Source organism: Prevotella sp. DNF00663, assembly GCF_001553265.1.
Classification (GTDB): Bacteria; Bacteroidota; Bacteroidia; order Bacteroidales; family Bacteroidaceae; genus Prevotella.
In genome coordinates this window covers 1-14,863 of record NZ_KQ960661.1, presented here as the reverse complement: position 1 = coordinate 14,863, position 14,863 = coordinate 1, and the positions used below count along the sequence as shown (strand labels likewise).

The window sequence follows — 14,863 nt, the reverse complement described above, 5'->3', positions numbered from 1 at the left end:
GTTCAAACGAATCCTTTTTCGGTATATATTGTAATATACACGATTTTGTACACGATTTTCCGGTATTTCGTGAAAACCCGTGATATTGGAAATTTGTGTTTATCAATGAAATAACGAATTTTGAAATATTGTGAAACCATGTGGAATTAGCGCAAAAAGAGCCACCAGCTCCACTCCAATTGAAGGCTGATAGTTGTCTTAGGACGATTGTCAGCCTTTTTGTTTGGCTTGTTTGTAGCTTTGGATTATCAGTAATTATCATCTCCCACAGGTGTGTATGCAGTGTTTGTCTTTTGATGATTGTGTTAGTTTTTATCTTCAATCTTTTGTCATTAAGAATTATAGTCATACCTTTGTTTACAATATGAATATGTGTAGGCAAATAGATTTAGACTCCGATGGTATTTAACTCCTTGCTCTTTTTAATGTTTTTCCCAGTAATATGTATGTTTTATTACGTATTACCATCCCGATTTCGTAATATATTCTTACTGTTAGCGAGTCTAGGCTTCTATCTATGTTTAAAGCCTATATTTGCTCTTTTCCTGTTGTGGGTGATGGGGACTACCTATGGCTTTGCCTTGCTTGCGGAGTCAAAGAGGCGCATGCCGACATGGGTGGGTATCTGTGTGTCTTTGCTCCCTTTGTTCTTCTTTAAGTATTATGATTTTGCTTGTAGCATTTTAGATGATTTATTTCTTGGCTTAGGGAGCGGAATAGAGTTACCGGGACTTAATTGGGCTATTCCTGTCGGTATTTCTTTTTATACGTTTCAAGCATTGGGATACCTCATAGATGTCTATAGTGGCAAGATAAAGGCGGAACACAATCTATTACATCATGCCCTTTTCGTCTGCTTTTTTCCGCAGATACTCTCTGGTCCTATCAGTCGATACAACGACTTGATGCCGCAAATTAAAAATCGAGGGAAGCGTTTTGACAGTGAATTGGCTACTAGTGGAATCGGTTTGATGGTATGGGGTATGTTCTTGAAGGTGGCAGTTGCCGATCGTTTCGGTATTTATGTAGATACTGTTTTTGGCCATCCCGATGGGTTCAGTGGGCTTACGTTAGTGTTTGCCACATTGTGTTATTCTATTCAGATATATACCGACTTTGCCGGATATTCACTTTTGGCTATAGGTTGCGCCAATGTTTTAGGCTTTAGAATCAATCAAAACTTTCAACGTCCTTATTTCTCTTTCGGTTTTGGTGAGTTTTGGCGACGGTGGCACATCACGTTGTCTTTCTGGCTAAGGGATTATATCTACATTCCTTTGGGAGGTAGTCGTACCGCTGCATGGAAGATTCGTAGGAATCTATTTATCACATTTCTTGTTAGTGGCTTGTGGCATGGGGCAGCTTATACCTATTTGTTGTGGGGATTGTTGCATGGTTTGTTGGTCGTTGTTGATAGAGAACTGCGTACATTCAAAGGCCGGTGTGGACGTACAGCTAAGGCTATAGGCATGGTCATCACCTTTGTTTTGGCCAGTTTGTTGTGGATACTCTTTCGCGTTCCTACGATAAAAGAAGCTCTTAATATCTTGATGCGCATGTTCACTGATACAAGGTTGACCATAGATATACCTGATAATCGCGATATGAAAGCCACTGTATTAACGATGTTTCTTATGTTTATGATAGTCGTAGTGAAAGATATACGCGATGAGTGGTGTCCCAATCTATTCTCTCATCCTAAATGGATATGGGTTTATAGTTGCGTGATAGGCATTCTGATTTTATTGTTTGGCGTGTTTGATGCAGGACAATTCATTTATATCAGTTTTTAAACGAGATGGAGATATGAAGAAGTTTTTAATCAGCTTTATATTGACTGTGGCTTTCATTGTAGTTGCCGACCAAGCAATCGGATATATGCTCAAGCGCGGTTACGACTTTACGACATTTGGAGCTATCGGGAGAAAGAATGAGATTGTGAACTATGTAAAGAGCGATATTGTCATATTGGGGTCTTCACGTGCACTACATCACTATGTGCCTCCAATCATAAGCGATTCGACAGGGCTTTCGTGTTATAATTGTGGGTTAGGAGGACAGGGCATCATTTACCATTATGCGCTCTTACGCGCCATGTCACAACGCTATATTCCTAAGATGATTATCTATGAATTGACGCCTGAATACGACATCGAACCTTCTAATAATGCTCGTTTCCTGACTGAGATACGCACGCTGAGTCCGCATGGTTGTGCCGACTCAATACTCTCTGTGGTAGGCCATATGGAACGTATGAAGATGCTAAGTGGGATATATCCTTATAATTCTTTGCTATTCCACATCGTGGGCGACCGCTTACAGCACAAAGATTTGATCTCTCAAAATGGTTATATACCTATGAAAGGAAGTCTGAAAAAGGATGAAAACTATCAGCCGCGCGTGCTTGATTTCTCAAAAATAGATAGTGTCAAGGTCTCCTTTTTTGAGAAAATGCTGCGCGAATATTCCAAGAAGACCAAACTCATCGTGATGGTTTCTCCGATTTATGGCAGCAATGCACCGGCTTCATTCGACGTTATCGAGCGGCTATGTGCACGTTATGATGTCGCTTTCCATAATTGTAGTGGCGACCAAAGATTTACGCATGCTCCCTCGTTGTATTCAGATCACGTGCATTTCAACGACAGTGGGGCACGCCAATATACTGCTAGTGTGTGCAAATACTTTCGTCCTTGAAATGCTGCAAGGGCTAGGCAAAAATGCTGCCTCGGCCTTTCAGCATTGTTGAAGCGGCTGGACAGTGATGTTGCCAAGCCGGTGCAGTCCGGTAATTGAAAAGCTGATGAGTAACTAAATAGACAAAAAATAAGCGCATCGTGGGTTAAACGATGCGCTTTCTTTATATCTTTACTTTCCTATCCAACGGGCTTTGTATATTTTAAAGCCGTACGAGCGGAAGATGGTTTTACCGGTTTCGTCGATAAGATCGTCGGCCCACCACTCTTCTTTAGGACACAACATGATGATACCATGGCTGGAATTCGATACACTCTTGATGGCATAGAAGTTGGAGAACTCCTTTACTGAGTTATCGCGCAGATTGTATTTCCAGACTTTCTGGTTTGTTGCTAACCACAACATGTCTTCTTCGCCTTCGATGGGGAATAGCTCGTGAGTACCAATCAATTTGCCGTCGGGTGAGTCTATGTCTTGCGTCACATGGTTTTTCAACAACGGTTTCTCTTTATCGCCATTGTAATCAAAGATGTGCATGGTGTGGGCTGCGGAATATAGTTTATTTCGTTTCTTGTCCCAATACACATTGTGGGCAGCCGGTAGGTCGTACTTAGCCACCATGGTTCCAAATCCTTTGATGGTGTCGGTGCGGAATGTAGCAAGGATTCCATCGGTAGATGAGGCCGTAACGATATTACCATCGGGTAATAGTTCGGCAGAGTGGGGGTTTACTCCGGCATAACCATAGAACAAAGTCTTCTTGTCGGCAATGCGAATGAGTGCTACACCGCCGCCCGATGCAGCCATCAAGATGCATGTGTTGTTGTAAACCGGTTTCACATCGCTAGGATTCGAGAACCATTTACGGTGTTCTTCGTTTACTTTTCCGATGGTCGCTGTCCATTTCCATACCACCTTTTTGGCATCTACATCGGCAATGACAATCGATGCATCGGCCTGATTGGTCATGACGATGGCTTTCTCCGGCATAACAAACTCGGCCTTTTTCGGGGTGTCGATAGCAGAGTCTTTGCTGCAACCGCAGCTACAACTAAGGATGATAATCGCTATTAGACTTAATAGTGGATTATGTGTTTTAATCTTTTTCATGTTGATTGATTTGGTATGATGAGGTGACAACTGCGATGGCTGTCACCTCATTGTTGGTATATATTACTTTCCGTTGTACTCGAATGCACCTAGGTCGATAGCCGATCCTACGACACGTGGATTGCCCATAATATCGTATGGCAACTGTATATCGACCTTCTTACCTGCGTCGATGCACTTAGAGCCGGCTTTGAGGCGATAGTCTCCATTGACAACGGGGTTGACAAACTTAGGACCATTGTCGGCATCGTTATTCAGATTGAGTTCGAAGCAGTCGATGAAATTGATGTTCTTCTCCTTGATTCCGCTGTGTACGGCACAGTTAGTCATTGTAGCTTGCCCGGCAACGAATGCACGGTAGCCGGTTCCGGCAGTTCTCTTGATAGCCCAGATGACCGAGTTGAACCACTTGCAGCCACCACTTACGTAGTTGGTATTCCAACCGTCGGACATAGAGCTAACCAGTGTGCAGTTGTAGAAGTTGGTGCCGTCTCCGCGTACGATGTAGTTCTTGGAGTGCAGATCGTGCAGGTAGCAGTTCACCATCTTGCACTTTTGCATGTAGAATATCTGTCTGCCATGACGCAAGTTGCGGAATTCGCAGTTACGGAATCCATGGTTCATGTAGATCTCAAAGCATCCGGTGTCGGTGTTACGATAGTTGTCGCAGTCGGCAAAGACGATACCGTCCATCCAGACCATGGCTCCCTTATTGTTCCATGCGGCCATGAATTTGCGCTCACCGCCGACAAATACCGGCTTATTCTTGAGGTCGCGAAGATGCAGCTTGTTCTCCGTCCCCTTGAAACCACCGTAAACGTTGACGTGTTTCCATGTCAGACTGGCCTTGAACTGATATGTTCCTGATGCCACCCATATCTCCATGTCGCCATTGTTGGAGGCTGCGCCCATGGCATCGTGGATGCTTCCAAAGGCACGTTCCCATGAAGTTCCGTCGCCATTACCGCCCGGCTTGACGTAGATAATCTGCCCAACACCGCGCTGAGTGATAAAGATGGTGTCGGAGGCCTCGGTCTTACTGCCCTTGTTCTTGATAACAATGTAGCCGTTGCGTTCCTGTCCGGTGGTGTTGGTCTCTACTTCGGTAGATACCAATACATTCTGTACGGACTTGCCATCTGCAGGCGGAGCCGATTTAATCTTAATCCACTTATCGCTGGCTACAGCGTCGTATTCTACGTTGAGAGTTACCGGAATGTCCAAGGAGTATTCGCCTTTCTTGATGACAAGATCCTTCTGTGCAGCCTCGAACGGGATGAACAGTATCTTGTCGGTAGGTTTCTGGATGATGGAAAGCTTGGCCGACTTCTTCTTGTCCTTGTCATATATGACGACTTCCGACGTACGGTCTTTACCCGTTGGATTAGCTGTTGCCACCACTTTCAGGTGGGTCTTGTCGGCTTTGGTAAAGGTAAAGCCATCTTTTGAAGCCACTTCGGGCTGCCAGTCCAGATGAGTCTGTACTTCAACCAGCACCTCTCCACCTTGTTTATTGAAGTAGACAAGGCTCTGTGGGAGGGTAATGAGTGTGCCTCGTCCACGCTGAACGACCTTGATACGCTGGCTGTATTGATCCATCAACCGTACTTCAATATATCCCTCACGGTCGTCCATGGTAGGATTCTCTTCGCAAGAGAAGACGATAGAGTCGGCTTTCAGAGCCTGTCCGCGATAGCGAGTCAGACTAATCCAGCCATCAGAAGCCTCGGCAAACCAAGGGTATGACGACTTCAACGGCATCACTAGACGTTCGCTCTGAGGTTCGGTCGTGACGCTCTCTTGTACGTCGAGACTGGGCTCTACTCGCTGTATATCATACTTCTCGCTGCAGGATGTAAAGACATAGAAGCATGTCATTGCACCCAATAGCATTGTTTGTATTAATCTATAGTTCTTCATAGCTTATCCTTTCTTAATGACTACTAAACCATTAAATACCGGTTGTTGTTCGCCGTTGGATGGTTTGTTCAACACATTGATGGTGCCTTTGCTGTCTTTAGTGGCAAAGGTAGACGATGCTCCGCCATCTAGATTTACAGCATTATGGCATCCCGCATATTTACAAATGCTGATGGCGTCTTCTACACGCATGCCTTTAGAGAAGTCGTCCTGCCCTCCATCGACTACAAAGAGATAACACTTCTTGTTGTCTTGTGATAGGCCTACGAATGTGCGTGCATTGAATTTCATCGTCAAGTCGTTCACGGCCAGCAACTCGTTGGGTTCACCATCGGTTATCAAAGCATGGAAACCACCTACAGCTTCTTGTATATCGGCAGAATAACTCTTGAAGAAGCGTGGGTGAACAATGCGTATATCACCGTTCTTCAGTTTGATAATCATACCTTCATTGCCTGCGGTATACGTGTCTTTGATGACTTTTCCGTCTTTCACGAATACATTCATGGATTGGTAACCGTCTTTGCCCTTGCCGAAGAAATCACCATTGATACCTGCATATACCGTCTTGCCGGCTTTTTCTAATGCCTGCATTTGTTCGGTCAATGGTTGTAGTTTGGTAGGCAATTCTGCGTTGTCAGCACAGCTTGGGGTTAACGTTACGCCCTTGGTTAAGTCTATTTCGGCAATCAACATGTGCGTGTTGTATGTGCGGAATACCATTTTTACCTCGGTTACGCTGACACCGTCGGTCACGCTCCACATAGAGTCTTTCTCTACACTTTGCAATTCCGGTAGGTTGTCTGCAACGTTCTGCATGAGCACTGTCTTCGCACCTTTATGTGGAAGAGCCGTGTTGGTATCGTCTGATGAACTTGAACAGCCCACCGTGAACAGTGCCATGCAGCTCAATATTGAATATAATATTGTTGATTTCATTACTTTTAGTTTTAAAATCTGTCAATGTTACGTCTTTTATATCTTCACTCTTACCATCCCGGATTGTCGGGTAGAAGGTTCGGATTCAACGATGCTTCATTGATAGGAATGTTATACAGGTAATTCTTCTCAGTGAAAGTAGGCTTGTAGCTAACTCGAATAGCATACGGAGTGATGAATCCGTCGGCGTCGAATCCTACTTTCTCTTTAATCATCTGTATCTCTTTCGCTGTATAGAACTTGGGGTCCATTGGCATACCACGACGCTCTCGGTTCAACAAGTTGACGGCAGCATGCCAGCGACACAGGTCGTCCCATCGGGCATTCTCGGCAAATAACTCTATTCTGCGTTCGCGTCGAATCTCTCGAATCAAGTTCTTGTTGGCTCCAACGATGTCAGGATACTTAGCAACAAGGTCGGGATCTTCTGTCGGATGATCGGTTAATTTGTGAGCAAAGCCTACTCTTTGACGCAATGCATTGATAGTCTTATCCAATTCAGGGTCTAATCCTAGTTCGGCACCTGCCTCTGCTCGTATCAACAAAACTTCGGCATAGCGCATTACGGGAGCATCGATAGAACCCTTGAAATGCTCGGCTCCTTCCCATTCGGATTCTTTATAGTACTTGCTAATGCAATAACCGGTTGCCGATGTACCATAGAACGGATGGGCATCGGTAGCATTTAACAGGCTGAAAATATTGGGAACTCCACCCTTTTTCTTGCCACCATCTTCCCTATATAGATATTGTGCGTGCTTGCTATCGGCGTCTGGAACACAGATTGTCTGCATTAATCGACCGTCACGATTGGTCATTTCTGCCAAATATCCCATCTTTGGGTTATGGCAACCACAAATAGAAATGGGCTTACCTGTCTTAGAACAGAGATATTCCTCGTAACAATCGCGGCTCATACCCATATCGCTTAATGGATGGGAACGAGATATCATGTGTCCCATATTCACTGTTGGGTCGTATTCACGTGCTAAGATAATCTCCGGATTACCCTTATAATTATCTTGGATAAACAGATTGAAGTAGCACATATCGGGCCCACCTTCTGAATATAAAGAGTGCTTATATTCCGGTCTCATCAGTTCGCCGGCTGCATCGTAAGCCATTTTTAGCAATTTCTCATCACCTTCCATCTTACGATATCTGCGCCAAGTTCCCTCGTAGAGACATACTCTAGCCTTCAGCATGAGGGCAGCATCCTTGCTCACCTTGCTTACATCTGTAAGCATTGGGAGGTATTCGATGGCTCTATCCAAGCACATGATAATGGAATCGGTAACTAAAGTGCGTGAATCTCTCTTCTTATACAAGCCGGGATCTTTCTTGTCCAGCACCTTATCATACCATGGCACATCGCCAAAACGCTTCATCTTATTGAAATAGTCCCATGCTTTGAAGAAGTAAATCTCGCCTGCATAGTGCTTTTGCTCAATGGCATTGGCCGGTGTCTTCTTGTAGTTTGCCAAGAAAGCATTGCATCCTCGCACCGTACTCCAGTTCCAAGCACCGTCGCTTTGAGTCTTTACGTTCTTACCAAATGCTATCTGATTGGCGGCACCGGCCAAGATATTATCTGTCTGCATGTCGCCCCCGAACATTGGAGAGGTACTGTATGAACGTGGATCTCCATGTCCTACTATCAGTCGGGGGTAGTATGTATGACAGTATTGTTCCAATGCTACACCATTAGCTGTAGTCCAAAAGCGGTCTTCAGTAATGGTATCGCCCGGTTCAACGTCTAGATAATTACAGCTTGCAAGCAGTAAACCGGCACATGCTGTTAATAATATATGGTATCTTTTCATTGTTATCTAGTATTTAAAATGATTAGAATGAAACGTTAACACCAAACGAGAATTGGCGCATAAATGCATATTCTTTTCCCGAATTAGCTCCATTTCCAGTCAAACTCTCTACGATGTCGGGAGTCATGAAAGGTGGCATATATGTCTTCTCCCAAAGGTTATTACCGCTGATGTAGACTTTCAGTTGGTCTAAATGCAAGCGAGAAATCAATTGTTTAGGGAAGGTATAGCCTATTGATAAGCCTTTCAGTCGCAGATAAGCAGCATTCAACAAGTATTTAGATTGGCGTTGTGTGTTTCTGCTGTTCAGCGATTTTCTTGGATAATAAGCATCAGGATTCTCCGGACTCCATGTGTTATCAATATGGTACTGTGTGATATTACCATTGTAGATACCGCGTGGGAATCCCCAGAACTGGTCACTCTCTGTCCAAACATCGCGTTTACCTAAACCATCAAACATGATCCAGAAGTCGAAACCTTTCCAGTTTAGAGTTGCCTGAACATTGTAACGATAGCGTGGTGTATTGTTACCGATGATGGTACGGTCGCCCGGTTCAGCTAGCGTATTCTTACCAATATCGATGACTCCATCGTTATTTAAGTCGCGATAGCGAACGTCTCCCGGCTTCCAAGTGTGATAGATAAACTTCTGAACATAGTTCATGCGAGCGCCTTCATGCTCATCTCGCACATATCCATCGGTTACATATCCCCAATAGTCGCCCATCTTATAACCTTTGTAGTACATAGATAGCGAGCCGGTAGGATTATCAAACTTTGTAATCTCAGCTTGATAATCGGATAGGCCTACAGAGATAGAATAGCCCAACGGACTGTTAAATACGTTATTAATCTTGTCTCGCCATACCAATTCTATTTCCCATCCTTTGGTACGTAGGTCGGCTATGTTCTCTTGACCGCCACTGGTACCCAATACAGCAGGCAGGGTGACGGGGCGAATCATGTCTTTCGTGTCGCGAACATAGTAGTCGAACTGACCTGTCAAACGCTGGTTGAATAATGCCCAGTCGATACCTATATTCTTACTGATGACCTTTTCCCATGTCACATTGTTAGGTACTGAAGGTGCAGACAGATATGTCAATGGGTCGCCGTTCATCATGTAGTTGCTCATGGTACCACCATTTAGGCTGGCGATGTATGAGAAGTATGAGCTGATAGCTTGGTTGCCAAGTACACCAATAGAACCTCTTAGCTTCAAGTTGTCAACAACTTTGCGTAGCGGAGCAAAGAATTTTTCTTCAGAGATGCGCCATCCTAAAGAGCCGGATGGTACAAATACGTGGCGTTTACCTTTTCTAAACTTAGACGAACCGTCGTAACGGCCATCTAATTGTACCAAGTATTTATCAGCATATTCGTAGTTGAAACGATAGAATAAACCTTGAACACGCCATCTAGTATCAGTCTCCCAGTTGCTTGCGTAGTTGATGGCAAGATGAGATATTGGTGTAGAGTTATCGAACAAGTCGGTCATCTTCAATGAGAAACCTTTATAATCTTTACCTTCTTGGTTATAACCACCCATGATTTTGAAGTGGTTTTGCTTGTTCAGATTCCAATCGTACTCTGCCCAAATATTTAATGCTTGGTAGGTATGCTCGCGATTTCCATTGGCTACATGGTTAGGAGATTCTGCCTTTAAAGACTCTGCACCTTCGGGCATCGTCTGATATACGGTCTTTCTATGTTCTTTAGTGCGACTAAAGTATTTATTGATAGAGTAATTACCCTTGATAGATAGCCCTTTCAATGGATGCAAATCGAAACGACCAGTGTACCACATATCATTGCCGGAGATAACTCTGCGGCCTGCATTAGCCATGTGTCCGATTACATTGAAGTTACCTCTACTGAGCGACATACCTGCAAACTCTCCATTAGGTAAGAAAACAGATAGGGTTGGGAACATTCTATATACTTCGTAATACCATGTTGCACCGTCGCCACCGTCTTTAAATGGTTCGTCGCTTTGGGTATAATTATACTTGGTAGAGAAACCGATATCAAACATTTTATTAATCTTGGTATCGAATGTAAACGTGAGATTATAACGCTTGTAGGTATCATTACCATAACGGAAAATACCGTTTTGGTCTTTGAAAGCCCCCGATAGATAATAGCGGCTGCGGTCGTTACCTCCCGAAACGCTCACGTTATGCTGTTGCATAAAGGCTGCGTTTTTATAGAATTCGTGTATCCAATCAGTATTACCCACGTAAGCCCATCCCGGCTTATTAGGTGTATAGTTGGGACTTTGGATTCCTTCTGTATCGACAAGTATTGCCGGATTATGTTCCGGGTCGGCAATATGAGCATCCAATGCCTCTAAGAATCGGTCGGTGAAATAGTAATCTCCGGGCTGTTCGCTATCATATGCGTCGTTCCAAGCGCGAGCCCAAACGTCTGCTCTTGGCATCTTGGGGAGTCGAGCCGGTTTACTCCAAGCTAGGTTATTGCTATAACTTACCTTTACTTTTTGGTTGGCTTTACCTTGTTTCGTAGTGATAAGCATTACACCGAATGCAGCGCGTGCACCGTAAATGGCTGCTGAAGATGCATCTTTCAATACAGATACGCTCTCCACATCCTGTGGATTGAGCATAGAAATGTCGCCTTCTACACCATCAATCAGCACCAATGCCGAGCCACCATTCAATGATGTGTTACCACGAATGTTGATACCGGCACCTGCCGATGGCTGTCCGCTGTTAAATGTAATATTCAAGTTGGGGACAACTCCTTGCAAGCCTTGTGCGATATTGCCAATAGGACGGTTGTTCAAAACATCGCCCGAAACGGCAGCAACGGCACCTGTCATGGTCAACTTCTTTTGTTTACCATATCCTACAACCACGAGTTCGTCGAGCACTTTTGCGTTCTCTCGCAGCATAATGTCCAATGTCTTCCGTTGTCCCACTTTCATTTGCTGGCTGCTATAGCCTATATATGATACAGTGAGTGTGGCATTGTAGGCTACTTTAAGGCTAAATCTACCGTCGAGGTCGGTTACAGTAGCGCGGTTTGTACCATTCTCCTGTACGCTGGCTCCAATGATAGGTTCACCTTTCTCGTCGCTCACAACTCCATGTATTGTCCGTGTTTCATTGCTATTTTGTTGTGTGCTGTTCCTCTTTTGAGTTCTTTGGTTTGCTGTCTTGCGCGAAGTGAGCAAGATATTATTTCCCTCTATCACGTAGGTAATAGGTGTTCCATTAAACAATTGGTCGAGTACGGTGTTGACAGATTGTTTCTTGGTATCTACTTTTACGCGTCTGTTCAGATCTATTTCTGTTTCATTGTATACAAAGAGGTAGTCGGTTTGTCGTTCTATCTCTTTCAAAATTTGCTTGGTGTTGCTGTTGCTCAACCTGATAGTTACGCTATGTGCTTGTGCATAAGATTGCATAGCGAATGTAGGGTTGGTACCTAGAAACCAGATAAAGACACCGGCTTTCATCAATAATGCAACGCGTCGGTTTATCTTCATATTACATTTAGAAATCATGTTAATTTGGTATTAAAAAATTACTCATAGGTCTTTCCTAGTCAATCGTTGCCGATTGGTAGATAGATTGCTTGCCATCGTGGCTGCTGGGTGGTTAGTTGGATATAATCATAGGCACTAGTCTTTTTAGGTATTTGATAATATGATTAATGTATAATGATGGTCTTTGTGTCGTTGTTCTTGGTATAGGTGAAGTTGTTGTCTAATTGTAATACTCGTAGTACATGCTCTATGCCGTCTTTGGTTCTAAACTTTCCTGTGTACCGCTTGTTGGCTATACGCTTGTTTTTTACTATAATATTATAATCGAAGTAATTGTTTAGCAAGTGCATCACGTCGAGAAGTGCTTTGTTCTTGATAGCCAATACGCCTTCGCGCCACAAGAAATAATCTGCATTCTCTATGGTCTTCTGTATCAGCGTGTTGCCTATGAGTGTTGCCGTGGTATTAGGTGCCAAGGTTGTTCTAATGTGTTTGGCTTCGTTTATCAATTCTATTTTTCCATTGACCAACGATGTTTCCCATTCTTTCTCGTTCGTATAGGCACATACGTTGAACTCGGTTCCTAGCACTTGTATATCCATCTTTGAAGTGGAAACAACAAACGGACGCTCCTTTTGCTTGGCTACTTTGAAATAGGCTTCACCGTCTAGAGCCACTGCACGTTTTTTGCCGTCCATCACTGCATCAAAAGTCAGTTTGCTATTGGCATTCAACCAAACTTTACTACCATCGGGCAAGAGCATTTCAGTGCGCTGTCCTGTGGGGGAATATACTGTTACTAGTTGTCTTGTATCGTGTCGTTGCGATGCGACATACCATGTCAAAGCCGTACCCATCAATAGGAATACGGCTGCTGCAATGCGCCAAAGGTATCGCATCTTGACTCGGTGTGATGCTCCGGATGCACTATGTTCGTCGTTATTTTCACTCCATAATGCAGCATCATACACCCTGTGTAGGCGTATAAACTCCTGCTTGTTAGCCGGACTTTCGCCTATCCATTCTACTATAGTTTTGCGCTCTTCTTCGGTCAGAGAGCCTGTCATGTAGCGATATAACAGTTCTTGCTCCATATTATATATACGTAATTGGGGGATTACCTCCTAATAAGAAAATGAAAAAAAATAGATTTATGCGCCAAAGAGAAATAAGAATATGGGCAAATAGTTGCGCAAAGTCTTATGCAAAGCCTTTAAAGCTCTGGTAATATGATATTGTACGGCTTTCTCTGAAACACCCAACTTGTCGGCTATTTCCCTGTGTGTGAGTGCTTCATTTCTGCTCATTTCAAATACCAATCGTGTTTTCTCTGGCAGTGTTTCCAATGTATTTTTTGCTATGTCCAGTATCTCTTGTTTGAAAATGCCATCTGTGGTACAGCTCTCCAAAGCCTCTGTCTGATATTCCACTTCGCGATTCATCCAAACTTCTACGTCTTCTTTCATTTGCAATTCACGTTTCCTACAGCGCAGGTAATCCAGTGTACGGCTTTTTAATACACATAACAAATAGGCTGTAATTCCCTCTTTGCGATTCAAATCAATATTTTTCCACACGCTAATCATGGCTTCAGATACAATATCTTCTGTTGCCAAATCGTCGTGGATATACGATTTGACAAAGGCTATGGCTCGTTTATAATATTGTTTATAGATCGTATTAAACGTCAAGGGATGTGCTTGTATGTCATGGTGTACAGCTGAAGACATCTCAAAATGATCTGTTTTGTTTAAAGTTTGTTATTATGGGTTAGCGTTCCCAAAAGTAATATATTTTTCTAGCATCTCAAAATAAACACCGACTTTTTGAGTTTGTGCAGTGGAAAGAGTGGGGATGGGGATGTAAACTCCTCATCTCTCTTCCCTTTCTAGTCTACTTATTAACTTGTAAAGTTGTTAATTCCTTTTCTGCAACGCTGAAGCAGCATTGCTGCCTAGGCTCGCCAAGAATTCTGAAAAGGCCGGTCAGCGATGCTGCCTTGCTCCTGCAGTGATTTGAGTATTTAGATTTATGAACCTTTGGATTATTGTTCATGGAGATGAATAGCCTATTATCTGTTGCGAAATGGCTATAGCTGATAGTCGCAGTTGGAGTCTATGGGTATAATCTTTGCCCCTCCTTAAAGAGTATTGGAGGCGTGGTTGAGAATGTTGTTTGTGCTCTAACAGGTAGCTAAGCATCTGTAGTCAGTCTGCGATACTTCGGAATAAGATGGTCGAATACAATTTGTTCCTAGGTTTTATGCTTTCTTATGTGTTTTTGCTCTTATGTTTGGAAATTGCGAGAGAACGCATTTGGGAATATAAAATAAGCGGACAAGTCTTCACAGACCTGCCCGCTAGGGTTGTTACTGTCACCTGAATGAGGTGGACAGTGTTTACGTTTACCTATAAATTAATAGTTAGGGTTTTGAACAAGAACGTTGTTGCTCTTGTCGATTTCGCCTTGTGGAAGATGGAGTAATCTCTTATAAAGGTGATATATACACCAATAATATCCGCGAAATGTTGGGAAGCGATCTTTGGACACCCTATCTAGGCAATCCATTGACTTTTAATGAACAGAATAAATCGGTTGCACGATATACTCAGGAAGTAAAGTCGGGATGGGATGTTGACTGTCTTTACGTAGTAGCTTTTGTTGGTATTGACCTTATAAGTGGGTGCTTGTAGGGACACGCATGCCGTGTCCGCAGACAATAATAGCTTTATTTAATCCATGAATAATTGTAAACTTTGCATGCGGACGCGATATGTCGCACCCCTACAGTACTGTAGAAATATCGATAAACAACGTCGTTTATCAAGGGAGGGTGTGTCAAAATTGATACCCCCTCTTT

Annotated in this window: 10 protein-coding genes; 3 read left to right on the top strand and 7 right to left on the bottom strand. The window is 43.4% G+C overall.

The window, feature by feature from the left end; all coding sequences use genetic code 11:
* The first annotated feature begins 446 nt into the window (after positions 1–446).
* Positions 447–1,793 carry an MBOAT family O-acyltransferase gene (locus tag HMPREF3034_RS10690; protein WP_197421766.1) on the top strand — a complete coding sequence of 449 codons (1,347 nt, stop codon included), beginning with the start codon at positions 447–449 and terminating at the stop codon, positions 1,791–1,793.
* A 13-nt stretch (positions 1,794–1,806) separates the two neighbouring features.
* Complete coding sequence (locus HMPREF3034_RS10685) at positions 1,807–2,697, top strand: hypothetical protein (RefSeq protein WP_062435479.1); 891 nt, start codon at positions 1,807–1,809, stop codon at positions 2,695–2,697.
* 171 nt (positions 2,698–2,868) lie between these two features.
* On the opposite strand, the gene HMPREF3034_RS10680 is transcribed toward HMPREF3034_RS10685, so the two are convergent.
* From HMPREF3034_RS10680 to HMPREF3034_RS10650, 7 genes are all read right to left on the bottom strand, one after another.
* On the bottom strand, positions 2,869–3,807 hold the full coding sequence (locus tag HMPREF3034_RS10680) for a DUF6528 family protein (protein WP_156431119.1): 939 nt from the start codon (positions 3,805–3,807) through the stop codon (positions 2,869–2,871).
* Between the two features lie 63 nt (positions 3,808–3,870).
* Complete coding sequence (locus HMPREF3034_RS10675; RefSeq protein WP_062435476.1) at positions 3,871–5,727, bottom strand: BACON domain-containing protein; 1,857 nt, start codon at positions 5,725–5,727, stop codon at positions 3,871–3,873.
* 3 nt (positions 5,728–5,730) lie between these two features.
* Positions 5,731–6,666 (bottom strand): phosphodiester glycosidase family protein, encoded by a 936-nt coding sequence (locus HMPREF3034_RS10670; protein WP_082721773.1) that lies wholly within the window; start codon positions 6,664–6,666, stop codon positions 5,731–5,733.
* A 50-nt stretch (positions 6,667–6,716) separates the two neighbouring features.
* Complete coding sequence (locus tag HMPREF3034_RS10665; protein WP_062435469.1) at positions 6,717–8,489, bottom strand: RagB/SusD family nutrient uptake outer membrane protein; 1,773 nt, start codon at positions 8,487–8,489, stop codon at positions 6,717–6,719.
* A gap of 22 nt (positions 8,490–8,511) precedes the next feature.
* Positions 8,512–12,003 (bottom strand): TonB-dependent receptor, encoded by a 3,492-nt coding sequence (locus HMPREF3034_RS10660; protein ID WP_197421765.1) that lies wholly within the window; start codon positions 12,001–12,003, stop codon positions 8,512–8,514.
* A 164-nt stretch (positions 12,004–12,167) separates the two neighbouring features.
* Complete coding sequence (locus HMPREF3034_RS10655; protein ID WP_062435466.1) at positions 12,168–13,097, bottom strand: FecR family protein; 930 nt, start codon at positions 13,095–13,097, stop codon at positions 12,168–12,170.
* A 57-nt stretch (positions 13,098–13,154) separates the two neighbouring features.
* Entirely contained in the window at positions 13,155–13,733 is a 579-nt protein-coding gene (locus tag HMPREF3034_RS10650; RefSeq protein ID WP_052052984.1) for an RNA polymerase sigma-70 factor, read from the bottom strand.
* Between the two features lie 738 nt (positions 13,734–14,471).
* Between HMPREF3034_RS10650 and HMPREF3034_RS10645 the strand changes: the two genes are divergently transcribed.
* Positions 14,472–14,696, top strand: a complete 225-nt coding sequence (locus tag HMPREF3034_RS10645) for a hypothetical protein (RefSeq protein WP_062435463.1) — start codon at positions 14,472–14,474, stop codon at positions 14,694–14,696.
* Positions 14,697–14,863: the final 167 nt, after the last annotated feature.